This window comes from Microbacterium sp., assembly GCF_052099035.1.
Lineage (GTDB): Bacteria > Actinomycetota > Actinomycetes > Actinomycetales > Microbacteriaceae > Microbacterium.
This window is the reverse complement of record NZ_JBQDSX010000011.1, coordinates 14494-35240: the sequence shown is the minus strand read 5'-3', so window position 1 is coordinate 35240 and position 20747 is coordinate 14494. Positions and strand designations below refer to the sequence as shown.

The 20747-nt window shown below is 66.7% G+C and carries 18 protein-coding genes; 5 read left to right on the top strand and 13 right to left on the bottom strand.

Features of this window, described 5'->3' with window-relative positions; genetic code table 11:
- Nucleotides 1-26: 26 nt before the first annotated feature.
- The gene (locus tag ACTIAO_RS05405) at nucleotides 27-3434 is read right to left on the bottom strand and encodes a pyruvate carboxylase (protein ID WP_441905244.1); all 3408 of its coding nucleotides are present in this window, start codon (nucleotides 3432-3434) and stop codon (nucleotides 27-29) included.
- Between the two features lie 94 nt (nucleotides 3435-3528).
- Here ACTIAO_RS05405 and ACTIAO_RS05400 point away from each other — a divergent pair, with 94 nt between their 5' ends.
- Nucleotides 3529-4341 carry a ParA family protein gene (locus ACTIAO_RS05400; protein WP_441905292.1) on the top strand — a complete coding sequence of 271 codons (813 nt, stop codon included), beginning with the start codon at nucleotides 3529-3531 and terminating at the stop codon, nucleotides 4339-4341.
- Nucleotides 4342-4422: 81 nt separating this feature from the next.
- Here the strand turns inward: ACTIAO_RS05400 and ACTIAO_RS05395 are convergent, their stop codons facing one another.
- The 3 genes from ACTIAO_RS05395 to ACTIAO_RS05385 form a co-directional block, all read right to left on the bottom strand.
- Nucleotides 4423-4968 carry a MerR family transcriptional regulator gene (locus tag ACTIAO_RS05395; RefSeq protein ID WP_441905243.1) on the bottom strand — a complete coding sequence of 182 codons (546 nt, stop codon included), beginning with the start codon at nucleotides 4966-4968 and terminating at the stop codon, nucleotides 4423-4425.
- Nucleotides 4969-5066: 98 nt separating this feature from the next.
- The gene (gene ftsR, locus ACTIAO_RS05390; RefSeq protein ID WP_441905242.1) at nucleotides 5067-5756 is read right to left on the bottom strand and encodes a transcriptional regulator FtsR; all 690 of its coding nucleotides are present in this window, start codon (nucleotides 5754-5756) and stop codon (nucleotides 5067-5069) included.
- Nucleotides 5756-6205, bottom strand: coding sequence for an FHA domain-containing protein (locus tag ACTIAO_RS05385; protein ID WP_441905291.1), 450 nt, complete (start codon nucleotides 6203-6205; stop codon nucleotides 5756-5758). Before ACTIAO_RS05385 ends, ftsR begins: the two co-directional genes overlap by 1 nt.
- 139 nt (nucleotides 6206-6344) lie before the next feature.
- Between ACTIAO_RS05385 and ACTIAO_RS05380 the strand changes: the two genes are divergently transcribed.
- A complete protein-coding gene (locus tag ACTIAO_RS05380) occupies nucleotides 6345-6989 on the top strand; it encodes a copper resistance CopC family protein (protein ID WP_441905241.1) in 645 nt (214 codons plus the stop codon).
- 9 nt (nucleotides 6990-6998) lie between these two features.
- Nucleotides 6999-8396, top strand: coding sequence for a dihydrolipoyl dehydrogenase (lpdA, locus tag ACTIAO_RS05375; protein ID WP_441905240.1), 1398 nt, complete (start codon nucleotides 6999-7001; stop codon nucleotides 8394-8396).
- 79 nt (nucleotides 8397-8475) lie between these two features.
- Here lpdA and ACTIAO_RS05370 read toward each other — a convergent pair whose 3' ends face one another.
- Together ACTIAO_RS05370 and ACTIAO_RS05365 are read right to left on the bottom strand one after the other, a co-directional pair.
- Nucleotides 8476-10053, bottom strand: coding sequence for a glycerol-3-phosphate dehydrogenase/oxidase (locus ACTIAO_RS05370; RefSeq protein ID WP_441905239.1), 1578 nt, complete (start codon nucleotides 10051-10053; stop codon nucleotides 8476-8478).
- Complete coding sequence (locus ACTIAO_RS05365; protein ID WP_441905238.1) at nucleotides 10050-10640, bottom strand: TetR/AcrR family transcriptional regulator; 591 nt, start codon at nucleotides 10638-10640, stop codon at nucleotides 10050-10052. The genes ACTIAO_RS05370 and ACTIAO_RS05365 overlap by 4 nt, the downstream gene beginning before the upstream one ends.
- A gap of 41 nt (nucleotides 10641-10681) precedes the next feature.
- Between ACTIAO_RS05365 and ACTIAO_RS05360 the strand changes: the two genes are divergently transcribed.
- Both ACTIAO_RS05360 and ACTIAO_RS05355 read left to right on the top strand, forming a co-directional pair.
- Complete coding sequence (locus ACTIAO_RS05360) at nucleotides 10682-12301, top strand: FAD-binding oxidoreductase (RefSeq protein WP_441905237.1); 1620 nt, start codon at nucleotides 10682-10684, stop codon at nucleotides 12299-12301.
- Nucleotide 12302: 1 nt separating this feature from the next.
- Complete coding sequence (locus ACTIAO_RS05355) at nucleotides 12303-13199, top strand: diacylglycerol kinase (RefSeq protein WP_441905236.1); 897 nt, start codon at nucleotides 12303-12305, stop codon at nucleotides 13197-13199.
- A 10-nt stretch (nucleotides 13200-13209) separates the two neighbouring features.
- On the opposite strand, the gene ACTIAO_RS05350 is transcribed toward ACTIAO_RS05355, so the two are convergent.
- The 7 genes from ACTIAO_RS05350 to ACTIAO_RS05320 all read right to left on the bottom strand — a co-directional run bounded on the left by ACTIAO_RS05350 (nucleotide 13210) and on the right by ACTIAO_RS05320 (nucleotide 20628).
- Nucleotides 13210-15483, bottom strand: coding sequence for a TIM-barrel domain-containing protein (locus tag ACTIAO_RS05350; RefSeq protein ID WP_441905235.1), 2274 nt, complete (start codon nucleotides 15481-15483; stop codon nucleotides 13210-13212).
- 25 nt (nucleotides 15484-15508) lie between these two features.
- The gene (locus ACTIAO_RS05345) at nucleotides 15509-16624 is read right to left on the bottom strand and encodes an FAD-dependent oxidoreductase (RefSeq protein WP_441905234.1); all 1116 of its coding nucleotides are present in this window, start codon (nucleotides 16622-16624) and stop codon (nucleotides 15509-15511) included.
- Nucleotides 16611-17324, bottom strand: a complete 714-nt coding sequence (locus tag ACTIAO_RS05340) for a methyltransferase domain-containing protein (RefSeq protein WP_441905233.1) — start codon at nucleotides 17322-17324, stop codon at nucleotides 16611-16613. Before ACTIAO_RS05340 ends, ACTIAO_RS05345 begins: the two co-directional genes overlap by 14 nt.
- Nucleotides 17324-18220, bottom strand: coding sequence for a type III polyketide synthase (locus ACTIAO_RS05335; protein ID WP_441905232.1), 897 nt, complete (start codon nucleotides 18218-18220; stop codon nucleotides 17324-17326). Before ACTIAO_RS05335 ends, ACTIAO_RS05340 begins: the two co-directional genes overlap by 1 nt.
- Before the next feature lie 198 nt (nucleotides 18221-18418).
- Nucleotides 18419-19909, bottom strand: coding sequence for a GNAT family N-acetyltransferase (locus ACTIAO_RS05330; protein ID WP_441905231.1), 1491 nt, complete (start codon nucleotides 19907-19909; stop codon nucleotides 18419-18421).
- Nucleotides 19902-20117, bottom strand: a complete 216-nt coding sequence (locus ACTIAO_RS05325) for a response regulator (RefSeq protein WP_441905230.1) — start codon at nucleotides 20115-20117, stop codon at nucleotides 19902-19904. The genes ACTIAO_RS05330 and ACTIAO_RS05325 overlap by 8 nt, the downstream gene beginning before the upstream one ends.
- 16 nt (nucleotides 20118-20133) lie before the next feature.
- Entirely contained in the window at nucleotides 20134-20628 is a 495-nt protein-coding gene (locus ACTIAO_RS05320; RefSeq protein ID WP_441905229.1) for a prepilin peptidase, read from the bottom strand.
- Nucleotides 20629-20747 lie beyond the last annotated feature (119 nt).

The following is a 20747-nucleotide window of genomic DNA, read 5'->3' as shown; positions in this document are numbered from 1 at the left end:
TGTGCGAGCGTATCGCCCGCACAAGGTTACTTGGCTGGAGTGATGACGACCAAAAGGTCCCCGGCATCCACCTGCTGAGTCTCGCCGATCGCGAGTCGTTCGATGACTCCGTCGACGGGCGCGGTGATAGCCGCTTCCATCTTCATCGCCTCGATGGATGCGACCGGCTCACCAGCATGGACTTCCGTACCGACCTCGACCTTGAGCGACACGACACCCGAGAAGGGCGCCGCCACCTGACCGGGCTTGGACGTATCTGCCTTCTCCACCTCGTGGGCGTCGACAGCGATCGACCGGTCGCGCACGAAGACCGGACGCAACTGTCCGTTCAGCGTGGTCATCACGGTGCGCATGCCGCGGTCATCGGCTTCGCCGATCGCCTCGAGTCCGACGTAGAGCTGCACGCCGCGGTCGATCTCGACCAGATGCTCCTGCCCCTGGACGAGTCCGTACAGGTAGTCGGCGGTGTCGAGCACCGACAGATCGCCGAACAACTCGCGCTGCTGAGCGAATTCGCGGGTCGGGGCCGGGAACAGCAGAGTGTTCAGGCGCGCGCGCCGCTCCTCGCTGGTACCGGCAAGTGCCTTCTCGTCATCGTTCGAGATCTCGGTGATACCGGTGCGCACTTCGCGTCCGGCCAGCACCTTGGTGCGGAAGGGTTCCGGCCATCCGCCGGGCAGATCGCCGAGCTCGCCAGCCATGAAGCCGACGACCGAGTCAGGGACGTCATACTTCTCGGGGTTGGCCTCGAAATCGGCAGGGTCCGCCTTCACAGCGGCCAGATGCAGTGCGAGGTCTCCGACCACCTTCGACGACGGGGTCACCTTCGGCACGCGCCCGAGGATGCGGTCGGCTGCGGCGTACATGTCCTCGATGAGCTCGAAGTCGTCTGCGAGCCCCAGGGCCTTGGCCTGCTGCCGCAGGTTCGACAGCTGCCCGCCCGGGATCTCGTGGTGGTAGACGCGCCCCGTGGGCCCGGGGAGCCCCGACTCGAAGGGCGCGTACTGGTTGCGCACGGCTTCCCAGTACGGCTCGAGATCCGAGACGCCGTCCAAGTCGATACCGCTGTCGCGGTCGGTGTGCGCGAGGGCCGCGACCAGCGACGAGAGCGATGGCTGGCTGGTGGTGCCGGACAGCGGGGCGGATGCAGCATCCACTGCGTCCACACCGGCAGCACTGGCTGCCAGGAGCGTTGCGAGCTGGCCACCGGGGGTGTCATGGGTGTGCAGATGCACCGACAGATCGAAGCGCTCACGCAGGGCCGTGACGAGTTTCGCCGCGGCGGCAGGCCGCAGGAGTCCCGCCATGTCCTTGATCGCGAGGATGTGCGCACCGGCATCCACGATCTGCTCGGCCAGGCGCAGGTAGTAGTCGAGCGTGTAGAGGTCTTCTGCCGGGTTCAGCAGGTCGCCCGTGTAGCAGAGGGCGACCTCGGCGACGGAGGTTCCCGTAGCGCGCACCGCATCGATCGCAGGACGCATCTGCTCGACATCGTTGAGGGCGTCGAAGATGCGGAAGATGTCGACGCCGCTGGCCGCGGCCTCGGCGACGAAGGCCTCGGTCACCGCAGCCGGATACGGCGTGTAGCCGACCGTGTTGCGCCCGCGCAGCAGCATCTGGATGTTGATGTTCGGCAACGCCGTGCGCAGCTTGTCGAGCCGCTCCCACGGGTCCTCGCCGAGAAAACGCAGTGCGACGTCGTAGGTCGCACCTCCCCAAGCTTCGACGGAGAGCAGCCCGGGGGTGAGCCGTGCCAGGTACGGCGCCGCTGCGACGAGGTCCCGCGTTCGGACGCGTGTGGCCAGCAGCGACTGGTGCGCATCACGGAAGGTCGTGTCGGTGATCGCCAGAGCAGACTGCTCGCGCAGGCTCTTCGCGAAGCCCTCGGGTCCCAGTTCGAGCAATCGCTGGCGAGAGCCCGGTGCAGGCTCGGTGGTGAGATCGACGGTCGGCAGCTTGGCGACAGGGTCGAGGGTGCCGGGGTGAGTGCCATTGGGCTTGTTGACGGTGACATCGACGAGCCAGTTCAGCAGCTTCGTGCCGCGGTCCTTGGAGACGCGCCCCTGCAGCAGATCGGGACGCTCGTCGATGAACGAGGTACTGATGTCGCCCGCGACGAAGTCCTCGTCCTCGAGCAGTGCCTGCAGGAACGGGATGTTGGTCGAGACGCCACGGATGCGGAACTCCGCCAGAGCGCGCCGCGCGCGTCCGACAGCTGTCTTGAAGTCGCGGCCGCGACAGGTGAGCTTGGAGAGCATCGAGTCGAAGTGCGGGCTGATCTGCGCACCCTGGTGCACCGTGCCGCCATCGAGTCGGATGCCGGCCCCGCCCGGGGAGCGGTAGGTCGTGATCTTCCCGGTGTCCGGGCGGAAGCCCTGCGTGGGGTCCTCTGTGGTGATGCGGCACTGAAGCGCAGCGCCGCGCAGGTGGATGTCGCCCTGCTGCAGCCCGAGATCGGCGAGAGTCTCCCCCGCGGCGATGCGCATCTGGGCCTGCACGAGATCGACATCGGTGACCTCTTCGGTCACGGTGTGCTCGACCTGGATACGCGGGTTCATCTCGATGAAGACGACCTCGCCGGTGCGCTCGCCCGCTGTCTCGAGAAGGAATTCGACGGTACCGGCGTTCTCATATCCGATGGATCGGGCGAAGGCGATCGCGTAGCCGTGCAGGGCGGTGCGGATGCTGTCGTCGAGGTTCGGCGCCGGAGCGATCTCCACGACCTTCTGGTGGCGCCGCTGCACCGAGCAGTCGCGCTCGAACAGGTGCACCGTCTCGCCCGTCTTGTCGGCGAGGATCTGCACTTCGATGTGCCGGGGGCGCACGACAGCCTGCTCGAGGAACATGCGAGGGTCGCCGAATGCGCTCTCGGCCTCGCGCATGGCCTCAGCCAGGGCAGGAGCGAGCTCAGCCTTCGTCTCGACGCGGCGCATGCCGCGCCCACCGCCGCCGGCTACTGCCTTGGCAAACACGGGGAACCCGATCTCGTCCGCCTGAGCGACCAGCTCATCGACGTCGGAGGATGCTTCGGTCGAGCGCAGCACCGGAACGCCAGCCTCGACCGCATGCCGCTTGGCCTCGACCTTGTTGCCCGCCATCTCGAGCACCTTCGACGGCGGACCGATGAAGACGATGCCGTTGGCTGCGGCCTTCTCGGCGAGTTCCGGGTTCTCCGAAAGGAATCCGTAGCCAGGGTAGATGGCGTCAGCACCCGATTCCAGGGCAACGCGGACGATCTCATCGACGTCCAGATACGCGCGCACCGGGTGCCCGAGCTCACCGATCTCGTATGCTTCGTCAGCTTTCAGCCTGTGCTGCGAACCACGGTCCTCGTAGGGGAATACCGCGACGGTGCGCGCCCCCACTTCGAACGCTGCTCGAAACGCACGGATCGCGATTTCGCCACGATTGGCCACAAGAATCTTCTGGAACATGCACACCTCTGGTAGCTCGTCATGCGGCGATTTCGACGCACACGGGGCGGGGGCTGAGTGTTTTCCAAGCCTAGGGGAAGGTAACGTGGTCTCCGTGCACGTACTCAGCGTCAGCTCTCTCAAAGGCGGTGTCGGAAAGACGACCGTGACCCTCGGCCTGGCCTCGGCGGCCTTCGCCCGTGGTGTCCGTACTCTCGTCGTCGACCTCGATCCGCAGTCCGATGTGTCCACGGGAATGGATATCCAGGTCGCCGGACGCCTCAACATCGCCGATGTTCTGGCGAATCCGAAGGAGAAGGTCGTCCGTCAGGCGATCACGTCCAGCGGCTGGGCCAAGGTGCACCCGGGCACTATCGATGTCCTCATCGGCAGCCCATCTGCGATCAACTTCGACGGCCCGCACCCGAGCGTCCGCGATGTGTGGAAGCTCGAAGAAGCATTGGCCGCGGTCGAAAGCGACTACGACCTCGTGCTCATCGATTGCGCACCGTCGCTGAACGCCCTCACGCGAACGGCGTGGGCTGCGAGCGACCGTGTGATGGTCGTCACCGAGCCCGGGCTGTTCTCCGTGGCCGCCGCCGACCGTGCGCTGCGTGCGATCGAAGAGATCCGTCGTGGGTTGTCCCCTCGTCTTCAGCCGCTCGGCATCGTGGTCAACCGCGTGCGGCCCCAGTCGATCGAGCACCAGTTCCGCATCAAGGAGCTGCGCGACATGTTCGGCCCGCTGGTGCTGTCACCGCAGCTGCCCGAGCGCACGTCGCTGCAGCAGGCGCAGGGCGCCGCGAAGCCGCTGCACATCTGGCCGGGAGACTCCGCGCAGGAGCTCGCCGCCGATTTCGACTCGCTGCTGGACCGCATCGTCCGCGCAGGCCGGGTCCCCGTACCGGAGACCGGCGCCCAGTCCTGAGCATCGCTCACCCGCGGGTCGTTGAGCGAGCGAAGCGAGACGAAACGGGCTGAGCGAGCGCCAGCGAGTCGAAGCCTGGACTCAGGCGGTGCGCTTGGCGCGACGCGCGCTGAGCTCATCGACCGGATCGGGCACAGTCGGGTCGAACTCGACGAGCGTCGATTCGACCTCGCGCAGAACCTTGCCGACCGCGATACCGAAGACACCCTGGCCGCGGCTGACGAGGTCGATGACCTCATCGTTCGACGTGCACAGATAAACCGATGCGCCATCGCTCATGAGTGTGGTTCCGGCAAGATCACGAATACCGGCGGCACGCAGCTGATCGACGGCCACCCGGATCTGCTGCAGGGAGATGCCGGTGTCCAGGAGTCGCTTGACGAGCTTGAGGACGAGAATGTCTCGGAAGCCGTACATGCGCTGCGAACCGGACCCGCTCGCGCCACGAACAGTCGGCACGACCAGCTCGGTGCGTGCCCAGTAGTCGAGCTGACGATAGGTGATGCCAGCAGCTCGCGCAGCGACTGCACCGCGATAGCCGACCTCGTCATCCATGGCCGGAAGACCGTCCGTGAAGAGGAGCTCGGTCACGAACTGCGGGTCGCATGCACGCTCATCCGCACTCATATGACTTCCTCTCTCGTGGACTACCTCCACGCTAGAGCAGTGCCCGACCCCGGGCAACGACATCCGCGTGGGGACGAAGGTGTGTCGCAACCCGTTCGTTACGAAAGCACCCGCGAAAGCGCTTCTTTGACGAACGCGGCGCGTACATCGCCGATTTTCGTTGCCAGTTCCGGCGCCATCTCGCGAGCCTTGCCTCGGGATGCAGCATCCGTTCTGCGCAAGAGCGCCGACATCGCCGATTCGATGAGCGAGACCTCGCGCTCTGCGCTCTGTCGAAGCGTACGCAGATGTCGCGGCTCGATGCCGTGACGGTCAAGGGCAACCAGTCCCCGCAGCAGCGTGACGGTCGACTCAGGATAGGTTTCAGCGGCCGCGATGATCCCGGTGCTGATGGCGTCGTTGAGGATCTGAGGCCCAGCCCCGGCTGCGGAGAGAAGCTCATCGCGGCGGTACCTGCGTGGAGCGGGTGCGATCGACGGCGGTGGAGCAAGCACCGAACCCGCCTCGCCATTGCTCTCTGCCTCATCCAGCTGCTCGCGAATCACGCTCAGCGGAAGGTAATGATCACGCTGCAGGGTGAGTCCCAGCCGAAGGCGGTCGATGTCGGACTGCGAGAACTTGCGGTAGCCGGAGTCCGTGCGTGACGGGCTGACGATGCCCTGGACCTCGAGGAAACGCAACTTGCTGGAGGTGAGATCCGGGAATTCGGGCGTGAGTCGCGCGAGCACCTGACCGATACTCAAAAGCCCCGCGGACGCAGAGCGATCGCGGGCGTGAAGTGCCGCCATTACTCAGTCGCCGCGGTGAGATCTGCTGGCGAGAGAAAGAAGTTCAGCCGGAATTTACCGACGCGCAGCTCGAAACCATTGGCCAGGACGCTGCGATCGACACGCTCGCCATTGACGTAGGTGCCATTGAGGGAGCGCTGATCGATGATCTCGAATTCGTTCTTGTCCGAACGCGTGATCTCGGCATGCCTGCGGGAGACGGTGACATCGTCGAAGAAGATGTCGGCCTCCGGGTGACGGCCGATCGTGGTGACGCCGGTGTCGAGCAGATATCGTGCTCCTGCCAGCGCACCGGAGCGAACGAGCAGCAGCGCTGCCCCCGAGGGAAGCGCTGCGATCGCGGTCTGCTCGACCTCTGTGAGTTCGGCGCCGAAGGGGACGAAAGACAGATCAGAATCGTGTCCGAACGTCTGTGTGGCATCGCGCCGCTGCTCTCCGCCGCGGTGGATAGCGGCGTCGCGAGACGACTGGCTTTCAAAATCTGTCACGGTGGCCCTCCTTCCGATCCAGACTAACTGATCGAGCGCCCCCCGAGCGAGGGCCTGTGCGAGTCAGACGGCACACATCCTCGTTTCCTAAGGTAGAGCTGTGCGCACACTCTCATCTCGACGCCCGACAGCCCCGCTCGCCCTGGCCGTGACGCTGCTGGCGGCCTTCATTTTCCTCTTCGCCTGGCCGCAGCCGGCATCCGCACATGATTCGCTCGTCGAATCCAATCCTGCTGCCGACTCGAGCGTCCAGACCCTGCCCACCGAGCTCACGCTCACATTCAGCGCAGCGCTGATCGACGGGGACGGTTCGACCGAGATCGCGGTGACCGATGCCGCAGGAGCCTCCGTCACCGACGGCCCCGCCGTCGTCGATGGGGCCACGGTAACGCAGCCGCTCGCGTCTGAAGCTGACGCCGGCGAGTATCACGTGCTGTGGAAGGTCGTCTCCAGCGACGGGCATCCGACGTCCGGCGAGTTCGGCTTCACCGTGACGACGAGCACGCTGTCCTCCCCCGAACCCCAGGCCAGCCCAACGGCGGACGAGACCACGGCCCCCGCACCGGCTGAGACGGCGACGGCTGTCCCCGCTGAGGATCCGAACATGGAGTCGGGTGCGTCCTTCTCGCCAGGGTGGCTCATCGCCGGGGCTGTCGTACTCCTGATCGTCGTGTTCCTGCTGATCGTCCTGCTGCGTCGACGCAAGCCCGCAGAACCCGGATCGGACACTCCCGCAGAGCGATAAGCTTGAGGCATGCCCCACTACGACGTCGTCATCCTCGGCGCGGGCCCCGGCGGGTACGTCGCCGCGGTCCGCAGTGCACAGCTCGGTCTTTCCGTCGCGATCATCGAAGAGAAGTACTGGGGCGGTGTGTGCCTCAACGTCGGCTGCATCCCCTCCAAGGCGCTGCTCAAGAACGCCGAACTCGCTCACACCCTGAACCACAAAGCAGATTTCTTCGGCATCTCGGGTGACTTCACGATCGACTTCGGCAAGGCATTCGACCGCTCTCGCGAGGTCGCTGATGGCCGCGTCAAGGGCATCCACTTCCTGATGAAGAAGAACAAGGTGACCGAGTACAACGGTCGCGGCACCTTCACCGGTCCGAAGGCGATCTCGGTCGCGAAGACCGACGGCTCCACCGAAGAAGTCACCTTCGACAACGTGATCATCGCGACCGGCTCGAAGGTTCGCCTGCTTCCCGGTGTCGAGCTCAGCGAGAACGTCGTCACCTTCGAAGAGCAGATCATGACCCGTGATCTGCCGGAGTCGATCGTCATCGTCGGCGCCGGAGCCATCGGCATGGAGTTCGCGTACGTCCTGACGAACTACGGCGTGAAGGTCACGATTATCGAGTTCCTCGATCGTGCGCTTCCCAATGAGGATGCCGATGTCTCCAAGGAGATCGCCAAGCAGTACAAGAACCTCGGTGTCGACATCCTCACCTCGACCAAGGTCGAGACGATCGTCGACAACGGCTCGTCCGTCACGGTCACCTACACCGGCAAGGACGGCAACCAGGCGTCCATCGAGGCCGGCAAGGTGCTCATGTCGGTCGGCTTCGCACCAAACGTCGAGGGCTACGGTCTCGACAAGACGGGCGTGAAGCTCACCGAGCGCGGCGCGATCGACATCGACGATCACATGAAGACGAACGTCGACGGCATCTACGCGATCGGCGACGTCACCGCCAAGCTGCAGCTCGCGCACGTCGCAGAGGCGCAGGGCGTCGTGGCCGCCGAGACCATCGGCGGAGCCGAGACGCAGACGCTGGGCGACTACCGCATGATGCCGCGTGCCACGTTCTGCTCACCGCAGGTCGCGTCGTTCGGCCTGACCGAGCAGCAGGCCAAGGACGAGGGTCACGACATCAAGGTCGTCACATTCCCGTTCATGGCCAACGGCAAGGCTCATGGCCTCGGCGAGCCCGTCGGCTTCGTCAAGATGATCGCGGACACCGAGCACCTCGAGCTTCTCGGCGCCCACATGATCGGTCCGGATGTCTCCGAGCTGCTCCCCGAGCTCACGCTCGCGCAGAAGTGGGACCTCACCGCTCTCGAGCTCGCGCGCAATGTGCACACGCACCCGACGCTGTCGGAGGCTCTGCAGGAGGGCTTCCACGGCCTCGCGGGCCACATGATCAACTTCTGACGCGAGGTCACAACCCTCAGCGAAGAAGAAAAACCCGGCTTCGAGTTCCACCTCGGCCGGGTTTTTCTTCTTTCCTGGCTCAGGAGCCGAACTCCGCGAGCGTCTCCGACACCACTTCCGAGACAACAGGAGCCGCCAGTGCCCTGTCGTCGGGGACGAGTCCGATGCGGGTGCGCCGATCGAGCACGTCATCGGCGTCGAGCGCACCTTCCGCGCGCACCGCGAATGCCACCTCGGCACGGATGACGTCGATCCCCTCGGCCACGCGCTCGGCGCCGCGGGACCCTCCGGATGCGAGGACGGACGCCGCCTCCGATCCGTAGCGTGCGCGCAGCGTGGCCGAAGACGGACGCGCAGCATCCGTGCCGGTGACCGGAACCGGTGACCAGGGCGCTCCGACGAGCGGGAGACGGTCCGTCCGGCATCCCGGATCGGGCAGCCCGGCATGCCGGGCTGCGAGGTCGACGGCATCCTTCGCCATCGCCCGGTACGTCGTGAGTTTTCCGCCCAGGATGCCGATCGAGCCGTTCGATGATACCTCGACGTGGTGCCGGCGGGAGATGTCTGCCGTGGACTCCCCCGTGCCGGACTCGATGAGCGGGCGGAGCCCTGCGAACGATCCGCGGACGTCGTCCCGGGTCAGCGTCCGGTTCATGGCGCTGGAGAGGACGGTGAGGAGAAACTCGATCTCGTCCTCGGTCGGCGACGGTTCGTCGGGGATGGGGCCGGGCGCATCAACATCGGTGAGACCGACGATGACGCGTCCGAGCTGAGTGGGCAGGGCGAACACGAAGCGGCTGATCGAACCCGGCTGCGGCACGGTGAGTGCTGCGGTCGGATTGCCGAGGGCTACGGCATCCAGAACGATGTGCGTTCCGCGACTCGGGCGCAGGCGGATATCGCGATCGAGCCCGCCTGCCCATACTCCCGCGGCGTTGACGACAGCACGAGCGCGCACGCGCACCGAGCCCCCACCGAGCTGATCCTCCACGGTCGCGCCCGCTCCGGAAACGTCCGTCACGCGCATCCGGGTGAGGATCTTCGCCCCGTGTGCGGCGGCGGTCCGTGCAATCGCCGTCACGAGCCGCGCGTCGTCGATGAGCTGGCCATCGGTGCCCACCATTCCCCCGCGGAGGCCGCGTCTGCTCACCGCAGGGAACATCGCAACCGTCTGCCCGACGGACGCACGGCGTGGGCGGGGCAGGATGCTTCCGGGCGTTCCGGCGATGCGGCGCAGTCCATCGCCCAGCCAGAAGCCGATGCTGCCAACGGTGCGCTGGGTCATCGATACGCCATCGACGAATGGCAGCAGCTGCGGCAGAGGTCGGGTGAGGTGCGGAGCGATGCGCGTCATGAGCAAATGCCGCTCGACCGCGCTCTCGCGCGCCACGGCCACATCACCGGAGGCAAGATACCGCAGGCCGCCATGGACGAGCTTCGAACTCCACCTGCTCGTGCCGAAGGCGAGGTCGTGCGCTTCGACGAGCACGACGGAGAGTCCTCGGCTCGCAGCATCCAGTGCGACGCCTGCCCCGGTGACGCCTCCGCCGATCACCAGGAGGTCGACCTCATCTGCGCCCGCGAGCGCATCGAGCTCGCGAGAGCGTCGCGCCGCATTCAGCATCGCGGACGCACGAACGCCTGTGTCCCCCGTCATGGCCGCAGGTATCCGTCCACCGCGCGGGTGAGTTCGGCATGCCACTCGGCGGCCCCGATGAGCGAGGCGACGGCGTTGTGGGAGAGTACGGCGGACTGCACGATGAGCAGCAGCATCACCGACATGTCCCCCGGATCGCCCGCGCGCACGGTCCCACCGTTCTGGGCATGAGCGATGGCATCGGCCAGCCACCGCAGCATGACGCGCTGGCTCGATCCAACCCGCTCCAGACTGTACTGGGTGAAAGCGTCGGGTTCCGTGGAGAGCAGGCGCCCGAACACGGGGTCTTCGCGAAACAGATCTGCGAAACGCAGCGCTTCGGCCACGAGCTCCTCGCGAGTGTGCACCTCGGGCTCGAGCCTGCGCAGGATGAGAACCGTCTGACGAAGGAGCGCCGCTCGCACGACCTCATCGGTGCTCGACCAGCGCCGGTAGATCGTCGGGCGGCTGACCTGCGCCTCGCGGGCGAGCTCGGCGATCGTGAGCCGCGATGTTCCCCGCGCGGCGACGAGCGCGGCGGCCCGTTCGAGGATCTGCGCGTCGGTATCATCCCAGTCCGGCATTTCCGGGTCGACGGACGACATCATGATTGCTTGACGATCTTCCATAATGTGTCACACTGTAACGCATGACGACGGAAACGACACCTGCGGCGACGATGCGCTGGAACGGATGGGGCGACCCGGCTCTCGCGAAAGATCTCCCCCTCGCGGTACGAGCTCTCCTGCCCACGGTCATCGGTCGGGTCCAGCGCCCGGAGCCGGCCGTCGCACTCGACGATGTTCGCGTGGCCCCGTCTGCGCTGACGGCAGACGATCGCGCAGCGTTCACCGCCATCGTCGGTGACGCACAGGTCCACACGGATGATGAGACGCGAATCCGCCATGCGGGCGGTCGGTCGACGATCGACCTCGTGCACCGCCGGACTGCTGATCAGGATGCTCCGGATGCCGTCGTCTCCCCCGGAGATCACGATGAGGTTCTTGCGGCCCTGCGTTGCGCCGCCGATCACTCGATCGCCGTCGTCCCGTTCGGCGGGGGAACCAGCGTCGTCGGTGCGCTGGACCCGGAACGCGGTGCCCACCGCGCCGTGATCGCGCTGGATCTGCGTCGGCTGAGTGGTCTGCTGCACCTGGACGAGGTCAGCGGTGAGGCGCGGTTCCTCGCCGGTACCACCGGACCCGAGGCCGAGAACCTGCTCGCCGAACGGGGCTTCGAGCTCGGTCACTACCCGCAGAGTTTCCTGTACGCCACTCTCGGCGGCTTTGCGTCAGCGCGCTCCTCCGGACAGAACTCGGCGGGAAACGGCCGGTTCGACGCGATGGTCACCGCTGTGCGCGTCGCCACCCCGACCGGTGACGTCTCGCTCGGCGGTGCGCCCGGCACGGCGGCCGGCCCCGACCTCATGCGCGTGTTCCTCGGTGCGGAGGGGATCCTCGGGGTCATCACCGAACTCACCCTGCGCGTGCACCGTCTGCCCGCGACGCGCATCTCGCAGGGCTGGACCTTCCCCGATTTCGCGACCGGCGTCGATGCACTGCGACGCGTGGTGCAGCTCGGCACAGGCCCGACGGTGATCCGTCTCTCCGACGAGGCCGAGACCGGGATCGGACTCGCACAGCACGGCAAGATCGGAAAGGCGCTCTCGAAGGGGTGCAGCGCGGTCACCGTATTCGAGGGCGAGCCGGAGGTCGCCGCCGCCCGTCACGCTCTCACCGAGAGCGTGCTCACCGCAGCCGGCGGGCGCTCGACCGGTGCGGACCCCGCTGAGGACTGGGCGAAGGGCCGGTTCGGCGCGCCGTATCTGCGCGACGCACTGCTGGACCACGGCGTGTTCTGCGAAACGCTCGAGACCGCCGCCGTCTGGGCAGACGTCGCACCGCTGAAGGCCGCAGTCACCACGGCGCTGAGCGCGGGATTCACCGCCCAGGACTCCAAGTCGCTCGTCATGTGCCACATCTCGCATATCTATCCGACCGGCGCTGCGCTGTACTTCACGATCATCGGAAATCTGAAGGGTGACGTTCTGGCGCAGTGGGATGCGATCAAGTCCCGTGTGAACGATGCGATCCTCGAGAACGGCGGAACGATCAGCCATCACCACGGTATCGGCCGCGATCACGCGCCGTGGCTGGCGAAAGAGATCGGCGAGGGCGGCATCCGGATCCTCCGAGCGCTGAAGACCGAGCTGGACCCTGCAGGCATCATGAACCCCGGAGCACTCATCGCGGCTCCGCAGGCGGACTGACGTGCCGAACATCCATGTCCTCGTCAACCCGGATGCGGGACGGGGGCGGGGTGTATCCAGAGCGGATGCCGCGATCGCCCGGCTGCGCGAACGCGGAATCGATCCCACCATCCACGCCGGATCGTCAGCCGCGGACTCTCGGCGCCTCGTCGCCGCAGCAGTCGCGGCGAAGCCGGACGCGCTGGTCATCGTCGGCGGCGATGGGACGCTGGCGACCGTGGTCGATGTGCTGGCGGGCACCGGCATCCCGCTCGTTCTCGTGCCCGCCGGGACCGGCAACGATCTCGCCCGCTCCCTCGACATCCCGTTCGGATCGGACCAGGCTGCCGCCAGCGCCGCCGATGCGGCCATCGACGGGACTCCTCGATCCCTCGACGTCGGCGAGGCGACCTGCCCGGATGGGACAGCACGCTTCCTCACGATCGCAGCAATCGGCTTCGATGCGAAGGTGAGCGAACGCACCAATACGCTGCGTTGGCCACGTGGTCGGGCGCGTTACTACCTGGCGCTGGTGATCGAATTGCTGCGCCTCGCCCCGATGCCGTTCCGGCTCCGCATCGACGGCGTGGACAGCCCCGTGTCGGACGGCATCCTCGTCGCGGTCGGCAACACGCGCAGCTACGGCGGAGGGATGCCGATCTGCCCGGATGCCGACCCGCATGACGGCCTGTTCGATGTCGTCCACATCGCGCCGGTAGGGCGGTTCCGACTGATCAGGCTGTTCCCACGTCTGCTGAAGGGCACTCACGTCGAGCTGCCCCAGGTGACATCGATGCGCGGCTCAGAGGTCGAGGTCTCGGCGCCCGGCCTCATCGTCTACGCCGACGGTGAGCGGATCGGCACCGACAGCGTGCGGATCGGCGTCGTTCCCGGAGCACTCAGCGTCCTGCTGCCGTAGTGAGCGGAGCTCACTCCGCTTCAAAGGGCGCAAGCTCTGCGGCGACCGCCGAGCCCTCGCGGACGAACAGCGCCGGCTGACCCAGTGGGGCATCGACCGTCACTGTGGTCACGGCCTTCGCATCGCCGAAGACTTCTCCGGTCCAGATGTTCTGCCACTGCCCCGGCGGGAACGCAACATCGACCGTCGTCGCACCAGCGGAAAGCACCGGCGCGAGCAGCACGTCTGGCCCGAGCTGGAGTTCTTCATTCGCTGCGCCATTCAGGCCGGATGCCGTTGGGTCCAGCATCCACGGATGCTGAGCGGCATCCGCAAGCCCGCCCTGTGCGGCCAAGCGCTCGCGTTCGGGTGCCAACGCGACGAACACGCGGGTGAGAGCACCGAGCTGTGTGGCAAGGTCTGCCTCTTCCGCGGGCTGCGCGGAGAATGCCGGACGATTGCCCTCGTGCGTGCGGAACACCGGCTGGAGGAGAGACGCCTCCGCCCACCGCACGACGAGCTCATCATCGCGGACGACATCGGGGATCACCGGCAGGTCGACGCTCGTGTATCCGCCGATGTCTCCGTGCACCTGCGCCATCCCGCTCGCCGACAACGACTGCGTGAGCGTGACGGTCGAGGCCAGCCCGTCGGTCTGCGACCAGTCCTGGGCCTGGTCCCCCAGCCACAATGCGTCTGCTGCGCCCGAGGAGACCGTGCCGCCGCTGCGGTGCCACACGAAACCATCGTCGGTGAGGCCGGCAAGCTCGAGAGCACGCTGATTGACCTGCTGCCACAGCACCGGCCACTGCACGCGCCAGTCCGCGCCCGAGCCGCCCGCGAGCACGGCCTCCGGCTGCGGCCCCTCCGCGAAGTCCGCCATCCATCCGGATGCTCCGGCTCCTGCGACCTCGTCAGCGATGACCTGCGCGAACCACTCCCGCGCATCCGGGTTCGTCAGGTCGACGGTCGCGGCGGTGAACCCGTGCTGATCCGCGTCGAACACAGCGCCATCGGCGTCCAGAGCGAGGTATCCGGCGGCTGCCGCCTCGGCATAGAGATCACGATCGCCGCGCGCCGCGGATGCCGCACCGCTGTCGACGGAGAGTGACGGGTTGACATAGGTGAGCACGCGGATGCCTTGACCTTCGAGGTCGGCGACCAGCTCATCCCAGCCGGGGTATTGATCCTCGTCGAGACTCCAGTTCCACTGCAGTCGCTCGCCGAAGTCCGTGGTGCGCCGCCCCACCCAGTCCTGCAACCACACGGCAACAAGCGGCACATCGGCCTTCTGCAGCGTCGCGATCTTCGCGCGCACCTCATCGGCGCCACCTTGGATTCCGACGATCATTCCGACCTGAGTCCACGCAGGGGGCGCTGCGGCCACCCCGGTCCAGCCTGATTGGATGGCGACCGCCTGCGTCGGCGTCGATGCTGCGGCGAGCGCGAAGTCCGCCTGGTTGCTCCAGACTTCCCAGATCATGCGGTCGTCCGGGCGCAGGTCGACGGAGGAGATCGCCTCTCCCCGGTAGACGACGCTGCGCGAGAGATCCGTGACGTTGACAGCACTCGGCAGGTACGTGGTGTCCTGGCCACCCGCCGAGGATGCTGCCAGGTCGACGAGGAACGACAGCGGCTGTTCTCCTCGACCGATGCCCTGTTCGCGCGGAATGAGCGGGATGCGATCACCGCGCAGGTCCCATCCGGCTGACTGCGCACCGAAACCGTGTATGCCTTCGTCGGCATCCAATGCGGCGGAGAGATACAGGCGGTTCGCTGCGGGGTCGACGGAGACCGCAGCATCTAGCAGCCCGTCAGCACCCTCGCTCAGACGCATCTCCCACGCGAGGGAGTCCGAGTCGTCGAGCGTGCCGGCGAGGACGAGAGCACCGTCCGCCCCCAGCTGGGCCGACACGATGTGCTGCGTCGCCCATGCGTGATCGCGGTGATCGCTCACGCGCACGAGGCCGAGGTCGTCGATAAAATGCGCATCCGCCTCCGCGGCGGTGAGAAACGCTTCGCCGGGCACGGTCTCCCAGACCGCAGCGGCGGCATCCGGGTGGGTCACGTGCAGGGCGTTATCCAGACGCACGGTAAACCCGCCGACCTGCCACTCGCCTTCCGCATCGTCCACGATCAGCTCACCGCGAGGCGGGTCGGAGAGGGCGGTGGATGGCCTCGGCATCTTGGCGGCGATGAAGACCCCACCGAAGATGAGAGCGGCGGCGACGAGCGCGGCAACGGCGATGCCGATACGGCGCCCAATACGCATGCGGGCACGTGGCACGGCGTCGATGTCGGTCACCTATTAAGTATAGGTTGACCGCTCATCACCCTTGCATCGTGATCATGTCTGCCGTCCTCCCGCGCAACGGCACGGTGCCCAGCATCCGGATCGCGGTATTGCGCAGGAGAAGAGCGGGTCCGCGCGCCGGTCGCCCCATCGTCATGTAGAAAGACGATCGTCGCTGCGCGCGTGCGGCAGCCCGCAGCGTGCGGCGCTCGTACTCCTCGACCTCGACGCGCCCCGCACGCAGCGAGCGCTCGATCGCCGAAGCGAGATGCTGCGACGCCATCCACCCGATATTCATGCCCTGCCCACCGATCGGGCTCGTTTCATGCGCGGCGTCGCCGACAAGCACGACCCGCCCGTGTACCAGCCGGGCCGCGAGGTGCTGCCTGGCCTGGAATACCGTCGGCTTCAGTCCGCCGGGAAGTTCGAGACGGATGCCGGTGCGCCGCTCGATCGCGTGTGTGAATGCTGCCGCATCACCGAGAACACGATCCGGATCACCGGCGACCCATCGTCTTCTGGCCCCAGGGAGCGGAAACGACTCGACCAGTCCTTCCCGTTCGCAGTGCAACTGAGCCCGCGTGCCGAGGGACGCATCGGACGAATCAGGGATGTCGGCCATCGAATACCACCCGCTGCCCGGGCGCTCTCGCCACGCGATGCCGAGCTGACGCCGGATACCGCTGCGCACGCCGTCGGCTGCGACGACGAACGACGCAGTGATATCAGGCCGTTCGGCGAAGGACAGTCGGGCGACGGCATCCTCGTTCCATACTCCGGTGACGGTGCATCCGAGATGCAGCGCCCCGTCCTGCACCTGCGACAGCCGTGCGCGCAGGAAAGCATCGGTCCGGTGCTGCGGGAGGATCAGGACCCGCTGCGCCGCTGTGAATGTGAGCGACGCGAGGGTGCGGCTGGCGCAGATCACGTCGCCGCCATCGAGCGCGAGCGCCTCGGCCCGCACCTGCGCGCCGACCCCGGCCGCATCGAGGGTGGCGCTGCCGGGCGGGTGGATGCCAATGGCGCGCGATCGATCATCCGCAGCGCCCCGCGCCTCGAACACCGCGACATCGATCCCCCGCTGCGCCAGCAGACAGGCCAGAAGCAGTCCCACCGGTCCAGCCCCCACGATGGCGACGTCATGGTCGGGCATCCCACGCCTCCCATCGCAGCTCGAGTCGTGCAGGAAATGCCCGTCGCACCTGCCACCCGTCGGGCACGACCTCCGCGATCTCGCGGGGCGTGTATGCGCGGCGGATGCTGGTGAGCCCGTCCACGCGGATAAACGAGTGCGCGAGCAGATTCCGCTGGAACGGTGCGGTTGCGGCGGCGAAGCTCCCGTACGCGAAGCGACTTCGGGCGATGTCACGATGCAGCACCAGTCCATCGTCTTCTGAGAGCACGATCGAATCTGCCAACAGTGCCGGCAGTTCTTCACCCGTCAGGTGATGCAGCAGGTGGTTGGACACCACGATGTCGAAACGTTCTCCGGCCGCGACCAGCTCTCTCGTGTGCGCGCATCGGTACTCCACACCCCCGCCGCGCTCGCTCGCCCATCGGATCGCCCGTTCATCAGCATCCAGAGCCGTCACCGAGACATCGACGCCGTCGCGGCGTGCCCACGCGGCGAGCGCTCGTGACACATCGCCTCCGCCCGAGCCGACGTCGAGCAGTCGGATGGACTTCTTCTGCGCACGAGGTCGGATGTCGCGCCGGTACACGGTTTTCCATCGTGACACGACAGCGTTCACGAGCGGGAACCGCTCGTAGGTGCGCTCCAGCATCCCGATATCGGCATCTGGCGCATCCATCAGCTCCCGTGCGTCGACGGCTCGGGAGGAGAGATCGACCATCAGGTCGGCGCGACGACGGTCATGAGCGCGGTCTCGGCCGTCAGGCCCGGCCCGAATGCCATTGCCGCGACCCGCTCGCCATCACGGGCGCCCTCTTCTTCGAGGATGCGCCGCAGCACGAACAGCACGGTGGCGCTGGACATGTTGCCGTACTGCCGCAGTACCTCACGCGCGGGGTGAAGCTGCTGTTCGGAGAGGCTCAGCCGTTCCTCCACCTGATCCAGGATGCTGCGCCCACCGGGATGAATCGCCCAGTGCGCCACCTGCGAACCGATCGTCCCGTCGTCGAAGCCCGCGGCCATCTCGGGCTCGTCCGCGTAGAGCGGGCGGAGAGTTCCGAAGATGTTCTCACCGATGAGCTTCGGCACCGCGGTGGACAGGATCATCTCGAAGCCCTCATCGCCGATCATCCACGCCATGTCCTTCTTCCCCTCCGGAATGATCCCGGTGTGGAAGCGGTCCAGTACGAAGCCCGGCACTGCGGAGTCGAACTCCCGCGCGGTGACGAGCCCGGCTGCGGCACCATCGGCGAACAGGGAGGTGGCCACGATCATGTCCGGATCCTCCGATGAGCGCAGATGCAGTGTGCACAGCTCGACGCTGACGACGAGGACGACGGCGTCTGGATCCGCCGTGCAGAACTGATTCGCCGCCCTCAGCGCTGGCATCGACGCGTAGCAGCCCATGAACCCGAAGTGATAGCGCTGCACACTGTCGGGCAGCCCCAGGGAGCGGACGATCTCATAGTCCGGGCCGGGCGCATAGTATCCGGTGCACGAGACCGTGATGACGTGGGTGATGTCGGCTGCGGTGATGTCAGGGTCGGCATCGAGAGCACGGCGGGCGGCCTCGACATAGAGCTTCCACGCTTCGCGCACGTAGATCTGGTTGCGCACCTTCGTGCTCGGCGACAGCAGCGTACCCGTCTCACGATCGAAGAACTGCTGCGTCTGCGCGTCGGACCTCCTCCTGCCGCAGGGTCGTGTTCGGAACGATCGTCTGAAGGGAGCGGAGTACGGCGCGGCGGCTCATGAGGTCACTCAAGCACGCCGCGCCCCTTCGCAGAAGGGGGTTCTGTCAGAAACCCGTCGGCGTCAGTATCCGAGCGCGCGGGCCAGCTTCGAATCCGTCGCCGCGGGGCGAGCACCAGCGGCGAAGACGACGACTTCGACCGCTGTGAACAACGCGTCTCGTCCGGCTTCATCCGCCGGAGCGGCAGGGCCCAGCTCGACCTCCCACTCGCGCCATTCCCGTTCCGCTCCCTGACGCAGGTCCGTGGCGCGCACGTGGTCGTCGACGAACTCCGCGACGATACCGTCCTCTCCGGTGAGCAGGTAGGCGGTGCGATCATTCTCGATGCGGGCGAGAGGCATGAGCTGTGCGGTCGTCCACCGCGTCAGAGCTTCGGTGACAGCATCCGGAATCGTGTCGTCCGCATCGAGCGGCCAGCCCATCTCGATCCGGCCATCGCCTTCGCGGGGGCCCTTGATATGCCAGCCGGCATCTGGCCCGCCGGTACGGCGGCGCACCGCAACGCCCGCTTTCGACAGCGCAGCATCCGCCGTATCGAAGTAGCGCGCGTCCAGCACGCGGAGCTCGCCATCGGTGACCGCTGTCACGCCCGGGATCTCCGCCCACACCGGCAGGGCGGTGTCGACGTCGACGTCGTACTTGCGCTCGATCTCGAACGTCTGCGATGGTGCGACCGGGATCTCCGCGGACCAGAGGATCTCCGTAGTGCGATAGCCCTCACGGGTGTACAGGCGTCGAGCGGCCTCATTGCTGCCGAACACGTTCAATGCCAGCACCTCGCCACCGGCGGCCCGTGTCTCGGCGGCAGCGGCCCGCAGCGTCTGGGTGCCGTATCCGCGGCCTCGTGCGAATGGCTCCATCTCGATGTCGTAGATGAAGGCGCGGTGGTCGTCGATATGCAACCACAGAACCCCGACGCGCTCGCCCAGCTCCACCCTCACGGTGAACAGCTTGTTTCCTGCCGTGTGCAGTCCGTCCGGCAGCAGCTCGCCCATCTGCTCGTCGGCGACGCGCAGTGCTTCGTCGAGGTCGGCAGCCAGCCCGCTGTCTAGCCAGTCCTGGGCGAACGCGTGCCGGGCGGTGTCCTGGTACGCCGTGAACTCGGCGTCTTCCATCGGACGAAGGCTGATGCCGGCTGCCTCGGGCGCGCGGGCGACGTCGATCTGCATCTTCGTGGCCGTACGGCGCGCCCCGGATGCTTCCGCCAGACCTGCGGCGACGGCATCACCGGTGTATTCGCTGAAGTCCATCACGCGCGGCGAGCCGCTCTGGTCCAGCAGATCCGAAAGCGCGGACAGCAGACGCTGCGGGTCGATGCTTTCGTCGTCGACGTCGGCAAGAATCATCCGCGGGTCCCCGGGGAACAGCCAAATCGCGAGAGCGGGGTCTTCACAGATCCAGAGCTCACCGGCATCCGTCTGGGACGGGGCTGCGGAGCGCACCCCAGCCGCAGCCCGCCGAGTTACCACTCGGGTTGCCGCCGCGGCGATGCGCGCCGTGCGCTCGTCGCGTCCGGTGACTTTCTGCCAGTGCGAGGACGCCGCCTCAGTCATCGTTGAGTGTGAGATCCTCAAGGGCCTCGTCGTACCAGTAGTCGATCTCGGTGGCTCCGTCGCTGGCTCCGGTGTTCTGCGCTTCGCCCTTGCGGTGATAAACCACCTGTGTCTCGCTGTACGGGACGATCAGCTTGTCGTCAGCGTCGTTGTTGAGAGGAATGATCTGCCCGTCCAGCGGGCCGCCGTGAAGCCGTGCGATTGCCATGAGCACACCATAGTCCTCACCCGATCGCGATGCCCAGAACGGCGCCGATGATCATCCATGGTCCGAATGCGATTCGCGTGGATCTGTTCGCCCGTCGAAGCGCCATCAACGTCAGGGCGTAGCAGGCTCCGAGGACGAATGCGGATGCCGCCCCGATCACCAGCACCTGCCAGCCGTTCCAGCCCAGCACCAGGCCGATGAGGGCTGCGAGCTTCACGTCTCCCCCGCCGATGCCTCCCTGGCTGATGCCGCGGAGCAACGCGTAGAAGCCGCCGAGGATCAGCATCCCCGCAAGCGCACCGATCAGCGCACCGGTGCTCTGCGTCACCAGGGCGTCGGCAGCAGTCAGTACGAGCGATGCTGCGAGGGTCGGCAGCACGATGCGGTTGGGCAGCCGGTGCGTGCGCGCGTCGATCGCCAGTAGCCAGATGCCGATTCCCGCCAACCCCAGGTGCACGGCGATGACGACGATGTCGTACGCGGAGACGTCGTGCACGAAGACGAAGGGCATGCCGGAAGGTTACGAGAAATGCGGATGCCGCGGATCGGGCCTGTGGATAACCCCGATGTCTGATGTGCGAATTACTATCAGAGAACAGCTTGTTTTATTCGTACTTATCTTCGAGGATG